The sequence below is a fragment of the Marinilabilia rubra genome, assembly GCF_003121985.1.
GTDB classification, from domain to species: domain Bacteria; phylum Bacteroidota; class Bacteroidia; order Bacteroidales; family Marinilabiliaceae; genus Marinilabilia; species Marinilabilia rubra.
The window spans coordinates 287229-303536 of record NZ_QEWP01000005.1 but is presented as its reverse complement, the minus strand read 5'-3'; the positions used below and the strand labels follow the sequence as shown (position 1 = coordinate 303536).

Genomic DNA, 16308 nt, shown 5'->3' with positions numbered 1-16308 from the left:
GCTCCAACTGATTCCAATAAATTCTAAGAGATTCCAGTAGAACTTGGAAAAATCTAATTCCCAGACCGGCACCCCCGGGCTGGGAAAAATTCTTACTTTTACATTACGTGGGAGGCCGAAGGCTTACGATAAAATCAATCAAACCAAAATCGAAAACCAACTATTTATTAGCATCAACGGCAGCGAGAACATCAAAAACAGCCTTTTGCATATGTTTAAAGCCATGCAAAAACTTAGCCCTGAAATCCTTCATCCAAAGCAAATCAGGGCAAGCGTGATAACCCATTGGCTAAAAAACTACAATCTAAGGCAAGTCCAATACATGGCCGGCCATAAATATGTAAGCAGTGCCGAACGTTACCAGTTGAATAACCAGGATGAACTGCAAAGCAAATTAGAAAAATTACATCCGCTAAATGTGAACAAATAAGGACAATAAATCTTAACTTTGTAAAAGAACTAAAAATGTCTTTTATGGACTCACTGCAGATAAAAGAAGAGATACACAACTTTATAAATCATGCCGATGAACGTTTTCTTCGATTGGTGTATAGTATGATAGAAAGTGAACGAAGCGAAAAAGATTTTTACAATACTACCGATGACGAAATGATGGCACGGGCTAAGAAATCCCTGCAATCAGTTGAAGAAGGCAAAACAAGGAATATTCAAGAATTTAAAAAGGATATTGCATCTTGGAAAGAAAACAGGGCTATACAGTAGCAATCACACCGGAAGCAGAGAACTATTACCGTGATGTGCTTGAATATTTTTACAAACACCACAGCGAAGCCAGTGCAGACCGGAAATCCACAGGGCTACTTGAAAAGGCCATTGCATTAGAAAATAATCCTAGTATTGGTCGTAAAGAAGAAAATCTTCGTCCACTTGGCAGAATGCACCGTTACATCTTGTATTACTACACTTCACGAAAAGCCATTAAAATTATCTATTTCATCAATGAGCAGGAAAGAACTGTATATGTAACAGACTTTTTTCCTTGTGAGAGTGATGAAAACAAGATTAGTAAGCGATAGACTAATCCCCACCGCACAGGCCAGGAAAAGCGGTGTTCGTCATCACTCGTCGGCAAGTTTAGTGCCAGCCCGTCCGGCCTTTGTTTTTAGATGAAATGATTTTATAAGGTAAAAACAAAAGCCGCCCCTCTTTCGGGTGCTTCGCTACGCAGGATGTCACAAAACTTGCGCTCCTCAATCTTCCTCACTGCAGCTCTCGGTCTGCTTAGGCCGCTTCACTTCGTTTGTTCGTTCCTCACTCACTACGTATCAGCCGCCACGCATCCTTTCGCTGCTGCGAGAAGGCTCGCCTGCTAACTCCCTCGGTTCGGCTTTGTCATCCCGATTAAATGTTTGTAAGGTTTTTGCTCTTAAAAACCAACAAAACACTAAGTCGGGACGCCAAAGCTTCAGTGCAAGCACCACTGCCGGCTCTGCTTTCTTCCCGATGAATCGGGATCAGCTCTCGCCGTCAGGCCTCGGTCTTACTCGCAGACGGCTCGCACTTCGTTCCCTGCCTACGTTCCTTCGGCAGGTAGACTCACTCATTGTACCCTTCGCCCGGCCGCACGCTCAAGGCTGTTTTTCCACGCACAAAACCCTATAATCAGCAGGTTACTGATGAAAAAAAAGAGATTAAGAGAAACCCTCTGATAGTCAAAAACCAAAAAAAGCGCAGTAAAGATAAGTCGTCCTACAGGTCTGTCAAGGCCAAGCCTTGACATCCCCTCCGTCCTTCCCTGACGCAGTGGCTTTCTTTTTTTCGGTTTTCTTTTAAAAAAATAATGTTGTTATTTTTTCTTTTAACTAAAAGTAAATTGATTTAATGAGAGATAAAGAAAAAAAGAGGGTGTCTTAGTATTTTAAGACACCCTCTTTGATTTTTTCACAATAATAACATGAGCATTATTGCAACCTGGATTAGAGAAATTTTTATCTCTAATTTACCATACTTGATAATCATATTATCCAAGTATTGCGCCCGGTATCTTGGGCCTTTGTTTTACCACACCAGACTAAAAGAATTATAGATAAGTCTGTTGTTTACAATTGGATAAAGTTAATGAATCTTTTTCTTTTTACTGAAAATATATGAAGCCATTAGAAATGAATTTTTCAGCTAAATGGTTCAATTAAAAGAAAAAAGATACTATTTTTGAGGGTAGTAGACGTTCTTTGAACAATGGTTTTGGAGCAGCTGGGGAGCCGGGGGAAACGCTAAAAAACTGCGTAAGTTGTTATGATTTCTGATTGGAAGCTTTGGGCGGGTATTTAATGAAAAATATGCCTGAAGATAATGGAGACATCAATCAATTCAGTAAGGAAAAAAACGGTTCTTTTAAAAAAAATAATGCAATCGGTCACGGGAAAGATGATTGTATTTTTACCGTTATTGCATGTTTTGTAGCAGGATTTATTAGTACCTTAAAAAAGGGCATAAAAAGACCCGGAATTAAACCAAAACAGCCTGGTAATTCCGGGTAAGACTCTTCAAAGAACGGTTTTTTATAAATCAAATATTTTGTAAGCAATTGAAAGCGTCAGGTTGTTGTTGATTCTTTCAAGTTCCGTAGATGCGTCCCCTAATCCCCATGTGTAGCGAACATCGAAATTAAAGCTCCCGAATTCAACACCACCGCCGGCCTGGAAGTTCCATTGGGCGTTTTTCATGTTTTCAGAAAGTGAAGGCAGGTTGTTGACATCTGACCATTTATTGTCTTCGCTGGCTACAAATGATGCTACGGGTCCACCAACCCCGTATATATTGAGGACCTTAAGGTCGATTAACTTGAGATGAGCCAATAATGGAATGTCCCAGGTGTGATAAGTGGTTTTGACAGTTGTGGAAATATTGTCTCCGGAAAATGTAGTTTCACCTCCCTTTTTGATATATAACAACTCTGGCTGGAAGGAGAGATTGTTAACCAGTCGAATTCTGGCAAATGCCCCGAGCATTAATCCTCCTTTAGCTTCTTCTTTGGCGTCCTGAAATGAATATTCCTGGTTGCCTGAAAGGATGTCATTAGCATTATCGGTTCTAAACTTCGAGGAGTTGTAACCTGCTTTTATGCCCAGTGCAAAACTTCCCTGTGCCATGGTTTGGAAAGAGAAAGCAGCAGCCAATATCAGGCAAAATGTAATCAATGTTCTTTTCTTCATAACGGGTGATTTTTGTGTTAAAATGGTAAATGTATTAGTTTTTACAATGTTCGTGATTTGGAAACGTTTATTTTAACCAATTATTGAGTATTCTGTTTATCCTTGTTTGAATAGGCAAAAATAAGCATCCCGTTCCAGTTATTAGTGTCACAACTTTCTTATTTCTGAAATCCAATGTGTATTTTTTTACTTCCTGGTTTCTCTAATTTAATGTTTCGTTACAACGGAACCAAAAATTGTACCATCTGTTGGATTGATTAAGGGAGAGTGTATTAGAAACTGTTTAAGTTTTATCCTTTGGGATGTTTTCGAGCCTTGAACCCTTATAATTCGTCAAGATTTCCTTAAATAGCGTTGCTATTCGTGTCAATTTTGACGTGTCTAAGAGCTCAATTTTTCGAAAATATCTTTCAAAAACAAAGTTTAAACAGTTTCTAAGTTTTCTAACAGGACTGGTATTGTAAATGGTGTTTTGCTAAATTTACAAAAAGGTTTTCGGTTACGGAGCAGTTTGCTATTTCTCAAAAGAAATTGTTTTAACTTGTGGTTGTTGCCATTTCTTTATCTTATAAATTTATCTATATCGATGTGAATGATTTATTTTAGAAATATACATGTCTTTTTTTTGTGTTGTTTCTTTTCATTAACCTCCCGGGCGGACGGGAATGTTCCTCCCGGAAATACTGTAAACGGTTATGTGAAAGATGCCAGAAATGGCGAGATGCTGGTGGGGGCAACAGTGGCAATTAAAGGGACCGGTCAGGGAACAGTTACCAATGTTTACGGATTCTTTTCATTGGATCTGCCTGTAGGTGAAAATGTACTTCAATTTGGTTTTCTGGGGTATAATACTTTTGAATTGGAGGTAAATAATTCACGGCGAGTTACAATAGAGCTTCAACCAAAGACACAAACCATTGCAGAGGTTGTTGTTAAGGGGGAGGGCAATGAAGGATCATCACGCTTTCCGCTTTTGGGACTGGAAAAAATGGAATCCTCCTCCATTAGCAACATCCCGGTATTGATGGGTGAAACTGATCCAATGAAAGCCATTCAGATGCTTCCCGGGGTTTCTGCTACCAGTGAAGGATCCAGTAATTTTACTGTCAGGGGTGGGAATCCGGACCAGAATCTACTATTGATGGATGAAGCTATCGTTTACAATGCGGGGCATTTACTTGGCTTTTTTTCTGTATTTAACAACGATGCCATAAAAAACATTCAGCTGTATAAAGGAGATTTCCCTGCTTCTGAAGGCGGTAGGCTATCCTCTGTTTTGGATGTGCGTACCCGCGATGGCAATATGAAATACTTTGAAGGCTCAGCCGGAATTGGTCTTATTTCCAGTCGTCTGAACCTTGAAGGGCCAATCAGTAAAGACAAAGCATCATTTTTGGTGAGCGGTAGAAGGACTTATCTTGATCTGTTTTTGCCTTTAGCTGAAGATGAAGAAATTCGTAACAATAAGCTCTATTTTTACGATGCCAACGTCAAAATAAACTGGATTGCCGGAGATAAGGACCGTTTTTTCCTAAGTGGCTACATGGGGCGTGATTTGTTTAAAGATGAACTGGCACAACTTGACTTTGGGAATAATACTTTTACATTTCGCTGGAATCATGTATTCTCGCCTTCTTTGTTTTCCAATTTTTCCTTCGTCCGAAGTGGTTATGATTATTTTCTGGGGACTTCCGAGAAGGACATTGAAGATATGGAATGGGTTTCAGAGTTTAATGATTATATGTTTGGTGCCGATTTCTCCTGGTTTATTACCCCTGAACACACCCTGCGATATGGTCTCCGGTCGATATACCACAGAATAGATCCCGGGGTGGTATCAGGGATGGATGAAAATTCCCTTTTTCAGGAAGTGGATTTGCCCAGGAATAATTCCCTTGAGCATGGAATTTATTTCAGCCACACCGCAGAATTATCTCCATGGATGATACTTAGAATGGGGTTAAGGTATTCAGTATTTCAGAATATTGGCCCGGGAAAAAGTTTTGTTTTTGATGAGTATTACGAGGTGACCGATACGGTAGAGTACTCAAAAGGGAATGTCTACAACACTTATGTCGGCCTGGAACCCAGAGCGGGAATTTCCATCTTTTTTAATCCAAGGCTTTCCGGAAAGATGAGTTACAGCCGCACCCGCCAGTATATTCAGTTGGCCAGTAATTCGACCTCTTCGACGCCTTTGGACGTATGGTTCCCGTCTTCTCCCAATATAAAACCGCAGATTGCTGATCAGGTATCCCTTGGTTTTTTTAAAACCTCAAGAAATGGCGTTTTTGAGCACAGTCTGGAAGTTTTCAATAAGTGGATGCAAAATACCATCGACTTTAAAGACCATCCCAATTTGATTCTTAATGAAACACTGGAGGGAGAGGTGAGGGCCGGAACCTCATGGGCGAGAGGGTTCGAGATTATGACCAGGTGGAATACCATCCGTTTTAAAGGTTGGCTTGGCTACACATTTTTGAAGTCGGAGAGGGTTGCCCCGGAAATAAACGAGGGAAGACCTTTCTTGTCGCCCTATGATCACACTCACGATTTCTCCCTGTTCATGAACTACCGGCTGTCGACCCGGGTTTCCGTTTCAGGTAACTGGGTTTATTATACGGGAGCACCTGTTACCATGCCGGTTGGCCGCTACGAAGTGGACGGGGAGTTTATTCCCTTGTATTCAGAAAGGAACGCTGAGCGGATGCCCGATTATCACCGGCTTGACTTGTCAATGACCATTGATGGAAAGAGAGGGGGACAGTGGGTGTTTTCAATATATAATGTATATGGTCGTAAAAACCCGTGGGCCATAAATTTTGTAAATGAAGACGGGGAACCATACAATATCAAAGCCGAAAAAACATATTTGTTTTCGATTGTTCCATCAATATCTTATACCCTGGAGTTTTAGCCGGAATGAGAAAAAAGTATAAATAGATTTATAAGTTTAAAGTTATTTCCATCTGGCAATAGATCGTTAGATTTCCTGCCTGACAACAGTCAGGTAAGATTTAAGAGGAACCATATGGTGTTAATAATCAGAGCTTTGAAGTAAGTGTGCGTGTGATTGTAAGAGTTTGGTTTATAGCCTTTTAAAAAAGTTTAATGAAGAATTGTCTGGAATGCTATTTTATAAATTGAAATTGTTTTGAAAAATCTTGATAAAATATTGAAAGTTGTTGGTGAAAAGATTAATAAAAATAGTTTCATCAACCAAACATTGACTTTGTTTGTCTTTATTGGGCTAGCCTCAGGATGCACGGAAACCATAGAGTTAGAGCTGGAGACGGCAGCAAAACGACTGGTGGTGGATGGTAATGTCACAAATGAACAGAAAATGCATTTTTTACGCCTTTCAGAGTCGGTATCTTTCTTTTCCGATTCCGCCTCGCCAACAGTTTCGGGAGCTCAGGTGCTTATATCTGATGGAATAAATGTTGAACGCTTATCTGAGGCACAGGATATCCCCGGTATTTATTATACTTCTGAGAATTTTGGAGGAGTGCCCGGGCGAACTTATTCCTTATCTGTTTCTAATGTTGATATCGATGAAGATGGAGAAATGGAAGAGTATACATCACATGCCCCTTTGCCTGATGTTTCGGCACCCGACTCCATTACTATGGAATTTGATGAAGGCTGGAATGTATGGAAGATTTTACTGTATGCCCGGGAAAATCCTGAAACGGAAGATTATTATATGTTCCGGTTATTTAAAAATGGTACGCTTATTTCCAATACAATTTCAGAATACAGTGTTGTGAGCGATAAGTTTTTTGATGAAGGAAATGCTAATGGCATTTGGGTGCAGTCTATTGATGCCGGGCAGGAGAGTGGTGAATTTGAAGAAGGTGATGTAATCACTTTGCAGATGTGTGGAATCACTGAAGAATATTTCGATTTTGTTCAAGCCGTTCAGCAGGAAAACAGGGGGCAATATCCTCTTTTTAGCGGGCCGCCGGCCAATGTTCCGGGAAATATTAGCAATGGAGCATTGGGGTTCTTCTCAGCCTTTTCTGTTTCGTATGTTTCCCTTTTGTACCATGAGGGAGAGGATTATTCGGAAAAGTAATATTGATGCGCTTATGCAGAAAAGTGAAACGGGGTTCATGTGCTATATTTAGCAGTTGCCATCCTCAGACATGGTTCTTTTTCTCCCGGCAGAAATCTTTTTGAAAAATGTTTTTAACAATTGCAGATTTCTCCTGCAATTGTTAAAAACCTCAGTGATATTAATGCAATGAAGAGCCTATGATGTTAAAAAACTCCTCACGGGTAGCCATGTTTTTCAGAAATGCCCCCGTAAAATCGGAAGTAGTGGTTACAGAATGTTGCTTCTGAACGCCACGCATCTGCATGCACATATGCTGCGCTTCAATAACCACAGCAACACCGAGAGGGTTTAGTGTTTTATGAAGGCACTCTTTGATTTGAGTGGTTAGTCTTTCCTGAACCTGAAGACGTCTGGCATAAGCTTCTACGACCCTCGCAATTTTGCTTAATCCGGTGATGTGATGGCGGGGAATGTATGCCACATGAGCTTTTCCAAAGAAAGGCAGCATATGGTGCTCGCACATGCTGTATAGTTCAATGTCTTTAACCACAACCATTTGCTGATAATCTTCGCGAAACATGGCGGATTTCACAATGTCTTCAGGATCCATGTTATAGCCCTGGGTGAGAAACTGCATGGCCTTAGCTACTCTTAGCGGGGTTTTTTCAAGGCCTTCGCGGGTTTCGTCTTCCCCCAGGATTTTCAGCACTTCTCTGTAATGGGTGCTTAATTCGTCTGTGGTTTTATCATCATATGATTCAATCTTGGCGTATCCGTTGTCGCCGTGTAATGTATGTTTCATAAAAGTGAAATTGCTACAAGTTTTGAGCTAACCTGCATTATTCATAAATAATCTATTCCGATGTCCAACTATCGCCAAAAGACAACCGTCCTCAATAAAATGGATTTGGAAATAATCCATTATTTCCTGCATCCATTTTATTTGCGGTTAATTGTATTTCTTTATATTCGAACATCTCGTAACGATAATTCATGAATAAAACAGGCTAACTGTTTTATAAACTTAATTTAAACCACAAATTTAACAAAGCAGTCGAAATAAAGGTTTCCGGTTTCAGAAATTTTGATGGTCAGGTTGTAAGTACTACCCGGTAAATACCTCCCGGTTTACTTTTTACCAATCCTTTAAACTCAAGATCAAGCAGTGTTGCCGATAGTTTACTGACCGGAATACCGCACTTCAAACTTAGTAAGTTGAGGTTCATTTCTTTTTCTTCTATCAGACTTTCCATGATGGATTGCTGATCTTCATTCTCGATGGTGGCAAAAAGATTTCCCTGTACCGTAGCCGGCGCTTTGTTTTTAGCATCCCAGCCCAACGCATACTCAAGGTCTTCTACAGATTCTATCAGGGCTGCAATGTTGTTTTTAATAAGCTTATTACATCCGGCAGAGTATTTATCACCAGGCCTGCCCGGAAAAGCTAAAACATCCCGGTTGTAATCCCTTGCCAGTTCGGCCGTAATCAGGGCGCCTCCTTTTCGGGCTGATTGGACAACCACCAGGGCATCTGACAAGCCGGCGATGATTCGGTTACGCTGAACAAAATTGTGCTTATCCGGATTGGTCCCACTTAAAAACTCTGTCATCAGAGCCCCTTTTGTAAGCATTTCTTTGGCTGTGTCGCGATGAAGAGAGGGGTAAATCCGATCCAGACCATGGGCCATTATGCCAATTGTGGGCAGGTTGCTTCTAAGGGCAGCCCTGTGGGCACAGATGTCCACTCCGTAAGCCAGTCCGCTGATGATGACTGTATCGGGATGCCTGGTGCCAAGGTCGGCAACCAGTTTCTCACACAAGTCTGTGCCTTCATCGGTTGGGGTGCGGGTACCTACGATGCCTATGGTACGGGGGGCATCATAAAAAGATTGACCATGATTGTAAACCATCAGGGGTGCATCTTCACAATAAGACAAACGGGCCGGATACGAGGGGTCTGAAAAGAACAGAGGTTGAATTTTGTGCTTTTCAATAAAACGGAGTTCTTGTTCAGCCCTCAAAAGAATTTTTGTTCGGTCTGTACTGCGAAGAAGTTGCTCGAGGGCAGATCCAATACCCGGAACTTTGGCCAGAGTGGGCATTTTTTCTTCAAACAAGGCTGATTCGGAGCCCAGGTAGGCAACAAGGTTTCTGGCAAGCTTTGGACCAATTCCTTTAATCAGACTTAGGGCTATTCGGTGCTTTAATTTATTCTCATTCACAATTTCAGGTTTTGGGGTATTTCCCTGTAAATGTAATGATTATTCTTAAATATTTAAATAGGGCTCGCTGAAAGAGTCAAGTACAAGGTTATTTGTGTGTTGCGTTAAAAAGCTTTGCATCCGGGTGATCTTATTTTGCTGTAATGATTTATTTTTTAGCATTATAGGCGTTTTTTAGCACGCCCTGAATTAGGGCGAAAGTGTCTGGTAAGGCTGGTAGCCCGATTTATACCTTCTGCCTTGCAGCTGACAGACTTTTTTTAATTCAATAAAGATTCCAGCTCACCCCGGTGGTTATCATGCCCGCATTGCCTTTCCCGGCTTCAAAGAGCATGCAAAAACGCTCGGTTAGAAAATACCGGATTCCAAAAATGGGGCGGATTCTGATTTGGGCATCGGAGCTTTTGTTGTCATCAAAGGTTTCCGTCTCAGCATTCCAGGAATGTTGTTCATTGGTGTTTTTAAATGCTACTTGTAAAGCCCCGGAAACGTAAAAATCAAAATCTCCCAGAAAAATGCTGTGCCCGCTTAATGCTTCAAGCCAGTGGGCGTAATGAATAGTTGCCACGGCACCCGTTGTTATTGTGTTGTAACGCATTACATTATCGGGTATTGTGTCGTTGGTGTATTTGTCTCCATTGTATCCAATAAAACCACCTGCACTAAAATAGTCGGTGATCCCTTTTTCGAGAAATACGGAGACAGGCGGAACTTTACTTATGGAGTAATCTTCCCAACTGCTTTGGTCAGAATAATCTGCAAATGATATTTTGGGACTTAAAATCCAGGCATCTCCACGATACTGGCCATGAAGCGACGCAACAATACAAAAAAATAAAAACAATAGGACTGAGTATCTTATCATTGTCAGAAAATGTTTCCGTTAGCGAAATTTGGGCAGCGGTTTGGATGTTTTCCCGGCAAATTTAATAAGATTAAGGAATATGTGAGTTATCTCTTGTTGAAAGTGCTTTTACTGTTTGTTTTCCAGTTTGGAAAGATATTTAATCATCTCTTGTCGTCCCTTATTGCTCATAGCCGATAAGCCCACTGCCGGATATTTGGCAAGGCCTCCCTGCATCCTCTGAAAAATTATCAACCAGGAGGTGAATCCTCCGGCACCGTATTTTACCTCATGATGATGGAGGTTTTTGATCGGGATTTGAAAGGCCCTGAATTTTCTTCCCACCGGAAAAAGATTGTAGTATTTTACCATCAAATCTTTATTGTCTTTTACTTCCAGCTGAATGTAATGGTAGCCTCCCAAATAAAAGAACAGGGCAGCCAACCCTATAATACACGCTAACACAATTCTCATCCATATGGGTGAGGGAAATAGTTCTAAAAATGAAAGCGCAAAAATAATGACCAGACCGGCCCAGATGCCTGAAAAGGTCAGCAAGGTCCGGGTGGATTCTTTTTGATTTGAAATCATGATTTTATGTTTTATTACTCCTGACAATACTCCGTTATCCCGATGGATCGGGGTTGCAATAGACTCATAATCAATTGATTATAAGAGCATCCCCTTTTGTGTTAATGTGCAGAATTTCAGAATGATACGAATTATCTTACATCTAATATCTATCCCGAAGCATCGGGACTAACGATCTATTGTCATAATGTACGGTATACAAAGATAAAAGTTCATAAAACTGAGAAACTGTTTAAATTTTGTTTTTGGAAGATGTTTTGGAAGAATTGAGTTCTTAGACAAGTCAAAACCAGAAAACATCCCAAAGGGTAAAACTTAAACAGTTTCTCAAAACTAACTCAGTTAATAAAAAACCTTATTTTTGCAGGAATTACTTATCAAACCATTAATCATGCAACCATTACCTACGAAATCGGCACCGGTTTCCCTGAGTGAGGATCCTGTGGCTGATTTGCAAGAACTGATTGAGAAGATTTCTCCGGATAAAATATTTCTGCTCACCGATGAGCATACACATGAGCATTGCTTGCCCATAATCGAGGACCTGCCTGGATTGTCGACAGACAGAATCATTAAAATAACGGCAGGAGATGACCATAAACATTTGGATGCACTGGCTTCTGTATGGCAATTCTTATCTGCCGGAGGGGCCTCACGGCATTCGTTGTTAATCAATCTTGGCGGAGGAATGCCCTGTGACCTGGGTGGTTTTGCTGCTGCATCCTATAAAAGAGGTATTCCATTTATCAATCTTCCCACAACGCTGTTGTCAATGGTTGATGCCTCTGTCGGGGGGAAAACAGGCATTAATTTCAATGGTTTTAAAAATGAGATAGGGGCCTTCCGGATTGCCGATATGGTTTTGATTCATACGCCTTTTTTGAATACCCTGGATCGGGAAAATTTGCTTTCGGGATATGCTGAAATGTTGAAACATGCCCTTATTGATAAGCCTGAAACACTTGAGAAATTATTGGACATTGACCCTTCTGCCATATCAGCAGATAAGTTGGCCGGCCTCGTAGCTGAATCAGTCCTGGTTAAAGATCGCTATGTGGAATCGGATCCATTGGAGGGTGGAATTCGTAAGGCATTAAATCTGGGCCATACCATCGGTCATGCCTTTGAGAGCCTTGCCATGAAACAGGGTAAGCCTGTGTTGCATGGTTATGCTGTGGCCTGGGGCATTATTCCCGAATTGAAACTGGCAGTAACGAAGCAGGGGTTTTCAAAAGATATTTCAGAAAAAGTAGAATCCTACATTGATGAATTGTACGGTGTTCACTCTTTTACCAATGATGATTCTGACAATTTATACCAACTGATGCAGCACGATAAAAAGAACCGGGGTAACCGCATCAACTTTACTTTGCTGAGCCGGGTTGGTGAACCGGTGATTGATGTGGATTGTAGCAGGGAAGAGATTGAAGCAGTGATCAGTAGTCAGTGATCAGTAGTCAGTTGATCAGTACTTGACTTAGAGGTGTTTTTTAATTTTTCAGTGACAGTTTTAATACTCTGCTAACCTCTTATAATATATTGGTGATTAATCATTTGTAGTCGTGATGTAATTTAGTGTAATGCTGATATTTTCAGAATTTTACGATTTATCTTACATCCCATATCTAAAAATCTAACGATCTATTGAGTTTATGACAACTATAAAGCTTACTTCTCCCAAAGAACTTGACCAAACTACCATAGACCTGCCATCGTCTAAGAGTATCAGTAACCGTTTGTTGATTCTCAATGCTTTGTCGTATAGCCCATGGCCGGTGAAAAACCTTTCCGAAAGCGATGATACACGTGCACTTGAGGTGGCCTTGACCTCCAATGCCAGTGTTTTCAATGTGGGGGCAGCAGGTACCACCATGCGTTTTCTGACCGCTTTTTTGTCGCGAATAGTGGGGGAGTGGACCATTACCGGCAGTGAGCGCATGAAAGAACGTCCTATCGGCGTATTGGTGGAGGCTTTGCGTGAGTTGGGTGCTAATATTGAGTATGCCGAAAAAGAAGGATTTCCACCCCTAAAGCTACTGGGTAGTTCTTTGCAGGGAAAAACATTGGAGTTACCCGGAAACATCAGTAGTCAGTATATCTCAGCTCTATTGATGATAGCTCCTGCAATAACTGATGGTTTAACGCTTAAGCTGAAAGGCGATATCACTTCAAAACCATACATTAATTTAACATTGAAGCTGATGGAGCTTTACGGCGTGAAGTCGGAGTGGAATGGCAATACAATTTCAGTGGCAGAGCAGCCACTAAAGCCTGTGGAAGTAAAAGCAGAAGGGGACTGGAGTGCCGCTTCTTACTGGTTTCAAATTGTGGCCTTGTCGGAGGCAGGAGCCAGTGTTGCTTTAAAAGGGCTGGACCGTTACAGCCTGCAGGGCGATTCAGCCGTGGCCGATTTGTTTAAGCAATTGGGTGTTAAGCATAAATTCTCTCAAAAAGGATTAATACTTACCAATAACGGCGAAAAATCCGGTAGTTTTAAATACGATTTTACCCATCAGCCTGATCTGGCTCAAACTTTTGCCATGACTTGTGCTGCCCTTGACATTCCCTTTCACTTAACAGGCTTGCACACCCTGAAGATAAAGGAAACCGATCGTATACAGGCGTTAATCAACGAAGCCGGGAAGTTTGGTTATGCATTCACTACCAATGATGTGGATGATTTGAAATGGGATGGGGCAAAAAGCGAGCCCCGGGTGGAGCCTTTAGTTGCAACCTACCACGACCACCGAATGGCCATGGCATTTGCACCACTGGCTATTAAACACGGAGCTTTCAGCATTGAAAACCCGGTTGTGGTTAGTAAATCTTATCCCGGTTATTGGGATGACCTCATGAAAGCCGGGTTTAATGTAAAGTTTTAGTGTAATGATACTTATTTCGCTAAACTGAAATTCTTGAAGGTATTTTTTTATGTGTGTTGTTTCTTTTACCCAAGTAAAAAGCGAACCTGGAATTAAAGGACTGCCCTGGCCGGTGAGCCGAAAAAACAAGTGAAGATGGCCTAAAGAAATCTTTTCTGTTTGATCTCGATAATAGTTTTTGTTGGTTTTTGGGCTACCAAAAACCTTACAAAACTTAAATCGGGAGAGTTTAAAGATTTTAGCCATCGAATGCTGTTTTTTCGAGCGAAGCGGGCACAGCCTTGACTTATTGCGATTAGCGAAAGCAGTGTCAAGCTCGCTTGAACAATGCTGAGTGTAGCAATAATCATGAAATAATTTTTTTGATTCCTTTTTTGTGTCAAGACAAAAAAGGAATTGGGGTGCAAGGGGCAAAGCCCCTCTGGATTTGGGTGAATAAAAAGGTATTCAATTGTTTTCTCAAGACAAGCTTAGCAGCCATAGTAAGCTTCGGGCGAAAAAGGTTAGGGTATAAAAATAAACTAAGACGAAAATTAGTTTGGTAAATTACGGGTCTTTAAACTTGACCAGCATAAACACTGGTACTGGTATCTTTTTTATTACTCCTCAAGAACGCAAGATAGCAGTGCCAATGTTGCGTAGTGGCATCATATCCGTTGATTGTCAGGGAAAACTGACAATGATTTCGGGTAAATTCTTTATCTGAAAAGAAAAATCTTCCGTCTTCTGAAACAGCAACCAGTAAGGAATGGTCTGAAGGCGAAGCATCGCCCAGGGATGAGTTGTCATCCCTGGTGAAAGTTATGTCATCTGCCTCCCTGACCGCTTTGACATTTTGAGGCCCTTGCAACAACCCTGCAGCAATACGAAGTCTTGGATAGTCAGCTGTTATGTTTTCCGGATCCCTGGTGATGGCGTTTTTCATAATATCGGATAAAGCCGCATTAAGCGGAGTTCCCCGGCCCGGGGTAGCGCGGAACCCGATTCTTAGCACTTCTCCGAGCGATTGCATAACCCGGTTGGCCAGCTTTAACCTTTCCCGGTTTGTTTTCTCTTTTTGAGAGGGTTTGCGTTTTACGGGATCCGGCACACTTCTGATGTAATCAATGTCTTTCCAATTGCAGAAAACCACTGACCCTACCTTTCCTGAATACCTTCCATTTCCTTTGTAGACGGCCATAATTTTGAATTTAGGGTTGAAAAAAACAATCTGATTAACAGATGAATACTAATATACAATAGATCGTTGGATTTTTAGACATAAGATATAAGATGAATCGTATGATATTGAAAATATGCACCTTAGCACAAACAATCGTTTAAATATAAATAACAGATTACTAGTGCCTTATAAGAGTTTAACGGAGTATTGAATATAGGGATTTATTTCTTAATCATTGGTACAATGGTTAGGTGAAAAAAGCCTAACCTGGCATAGCCAGAACCAAACAAGTAAAAGAAAATCAAATGAGAATTTGCTGGATAAGCTAATTGCTTCGCAATTACTTTTTTTGTCCACGAATTTCACGAATTAAGCGAATTAAAAGCTGTTTTACAGCTTTTTTGAAAAACGGCCGCTCGGCTCTGCCGCTTTGCTCGCCAAAGAAAGCCGTTTAATGTCGCACTTCAAGTGCGACCAAAATTCGTATAATTAGTGAAATTCGTGGACACCAAACAGAAAATGGCGTAGCCATTTTAGAAATATTTTGCCAAAAAAACACGAATATTAGGAGTAAGACACTAAACGCAAAGACGCGAAGACCCAAAGTTTTTATTATGAGGAATTTGGGAAATATCGTGAAAGCCTCTTAACTATTCGAAAATCAATTTTTTTCGAATGCTGAACGGAGTATTGTGGTGTAGAAGGGAAGCAATCTAAACAGTGAAAAGGTAATTCCAGGAACAATAGTGTTTCTTAAGCAATTCCAATCATTTAATGGGGCTTCTTCAAATTTCAGACTTTTCAAATTAGCATATGGCAGGTAGGATGAAAGGTCCATTGCCGAACCAGGTACCTGTGAGGTCCCTGTTAGCTATCTGTAATATTTGAGTGTAATTCGAATATCTAAGGATTATTAATGCCAAAAGCCTTTTGACGAGAGGTGAGAAATGTTTGACCGGGAAACTCCTCTAAAAATGAGTGAAAAACAAAAAACCTGCAAATCAGTAAATGTTAAAAATCAGATTTCTTTAAAAAATTCTTCCTTTTTTGACCAACTTTTTTTGGTCCCTTACCGTACAAATAGTCGAGAAACAATTTTCGTATTTGAAAAATTTGCTGTTTCTTTACAAAAATGAGGGTATATTGAATAAAAATTTTGAAAAGTAGCTTGGTGGTATTTCTTCACGAGAAGAGGATGCAGCCCTTGTATTTTTTAGGATTACCTTTATTTTTAGATTTGAAAAAACTAGCTGACAATTACATAACCGATTATTTTGATTGATTAATTATCAATTTAATAATAGTTTTTGTTGGCTTGAGCTGTGACACCAAGGGCCATGGATGATCACCTTCTGACGAGTAAAATTCCGG

The 16308-nt window shown here is 40.7% G+C and carries 14 protein-coding genes; 8 read left to right on the top strand and 6 right to left on the bottom strand.

The annotated features are described in order from the left end of the window. The first annotated feature begins 43 nt into the window (after positions 1 to 43). From DDZ16_RS20955 to DDZ16_RS08715, 4 genes are all read left to right on the top strand, one after another. Positions 44 to 430, top strand: a complete 387-nt coding sequence (locus tag DDZ16_RS20955; protein WP_146192216.1) for a site-specific integrase — start codon at positions 44 to 46, stop codon at positions 428 to 430. A gap of 44 nt (positions 431 to 474) precedes the next feature. After that, positions 475 to 723, top strand: coding sequence for a hypothetical protein (locus DDZ16_RS08725; RefSeq protein WP_146192215.1), 249 nt, complete (start codon positions 475 to 477; stop codon positions 721 to 723). After that, positions 696 to 1037 (top strand): type II toxin-antitoxin system RelE/ParE family toxin, encoded by a 342-nt coding sequence (locus tag DDZ16_RS08720; protein WP_158275633.1) that lies wholly within the window; start codon positions 696 to 698, stop codon positions 1035 to 1037. The genes DDZ16_RS08725 and DDZ16_RS08720 overlap by 28 nt, the downstream gene beginning before the upstream one ends. 1254 nt (positions 1038 to 2291) lie before the next feature. Further along, positions 2292 to 2501 (top strand): hypothetical protein, encoded by a 210-nt coding sequence (locus tag DDZ16_RS08715; protein ID WP_146192214.1) that lies wholly within the window; start codon positions 2292 to 2294, stop codon positions 2499 to 2501. Between the two features lie 21 nt (positions 2502 to 2522). Here the strand turns inward: DDZ16_RS08715 and DDZ16_RS08710 are convergent, their stop codons facing one another. After that, positions 2523 to 3176 carry a porin family protein gene (locus DDZ16_RS08710; RefSeq protein WP_109264061.1) on the bottom strand — a complete coding sequence of 218 codons (654 nt, stop codon included), beginning with the start codon at positions 3174 to 3176 and terminating at the stop codon, positions 2523 to 2525. A gap of 592 nt (positions 3177 to 3768) precedes the next feature. On the opposite strand from DDZ16_RS08710, the gene DDZ16_RS08705 reads away from it, so the two are divergent. Together DDZ16_RS08705 and DDZ16_RS08700 are read left to right on the top strand one after the other, a co-directional pair. Continuing rightward, positions 3769 to 6093, top strand: a complete 2325-nt coding sequence (locus DDZ16_RS08705) for a TonB-dependent receptor (RefSeq protein ID WP_109264060.1) — start codon at positions 3769 to 3771, stop codon at positions 6091 to 6093. 237 nt (positions 6094 to 6330) lie between these two features. Next, positions 6331 to 7254: a DUF4249 domain-containing protein gene (locus DDZ16_RS08700; protein WP_232526592.1), complete on the top strand. Its 924-nt coding sequence runs from the start codon at positions 6331 to 6333 to the stop codon at positions 7252 to 7254. Between the two features lie 160 nt (positions 7255 to 7414). Here DDZ16_RS08700 and folE read toward each other — a convergent pair whose 3' ends face one another. The 4 genes from folE to DDZ16_RS08680 form a co-directional block, all read right to left on the bottom strand. After that, on the bottom strand, positions 7415 to 8038 hold the full coding sequence (folE, locus tag DDZ16_RS08695) for a GTP cyclohydrolase I FolE (protein ID WP_109264058.1): 624 nt from the start codon (positions 8036 to 8038) through the stop codon (positions 7415 to 7417). A 289-nt stretch (positions 8039 to 8327) separates the two neighbouring features. Beyond that, positions 8328 to 9458 (bottom strand): DNA-processing protein DprA, encoded by a 1131-nt coding sequence (gene dprA, locus DDZ16_RS08690; protein ID WP_109264057.1) that lies wholly within the window; start codon positions 9456 to 9458, stop codon positions 8328 to 8330. Between the two features lie 265 nt (positions 9459 to 9723). Beyond that, entirely contained in the window at positions 9724 to 10323 is a 600-nt protein-coding gene (locus DDZ16_RS08685) for a hypothetical protein (RefSeq protein ID WP_109264056.1), read from the bottom strand. 108 nt (positions 10324 to 10431) lie between these two features. Next, positions 10432 to 10893 (bottom strand): hypothetical protein, encoded by a 462-nt coding sequence (locus DDZ16_RS08680; RefSeq protein ID WP_109264055.1) that lies wholly within the window; start codon positions 10891 to 10893, stop codon positions 10432 to 10434. Positions 10894 to 11284: 391 nt separating this feature from the next. On the opposite strand from DDZ16_RS08680, the gene DDZ16_RS08675 reads away from it, so the two are divergent. Together DDZ16_RS08675 and DDZ16_RS08670 are read left to right on the top strand one after the other, a co-directional pair. Beyond that, the gene (locus tag DDZ16_RS08675) at positions 11285 to 12343 is read left to right on the top strand and encodes a 3-dehydroquinate synthase (RefSeq protein ID WP_109264054.1); all 1059 of its coding nucleotides are present in this window, start codon (positions 11285 to 11287) and stop codon (positions 12341 to 12343) included. 202 nt (positions 12344 to 12545) lie between these two features. After that, positions 12546 to 13775: a 3-phosphoshikimate 1-carboxyvinyltransferase gene (locus DDZ16_RS08670; protein ID WP_109264053.1), complete on the top strand. Its 1230-nt coding sequence runs from the start codon at positions 12546 to 12548 to the stop codon at positions 13773 to 13775. 556 nt (positions 13776 to 14331) lie between these two features. Here DDZ16_RS08670 and DDZ16_RS08660 read toward each other — a convergent pair. After that, positions 14332 to 14955 carry a DUF6266 family protein gene (locus DDZ16_RS08660; RefSeq protein WP_109264051.1) on the bottom strand — a complete coding sequence of 208 codons (624 nt, stop codon included), beginning with the start codon at positions 14953 to 14955 and terminating at the stop codon, positions 14332 to 14334. Positions 14956 to 16308: the final 1353 nt, after the last annotated feature.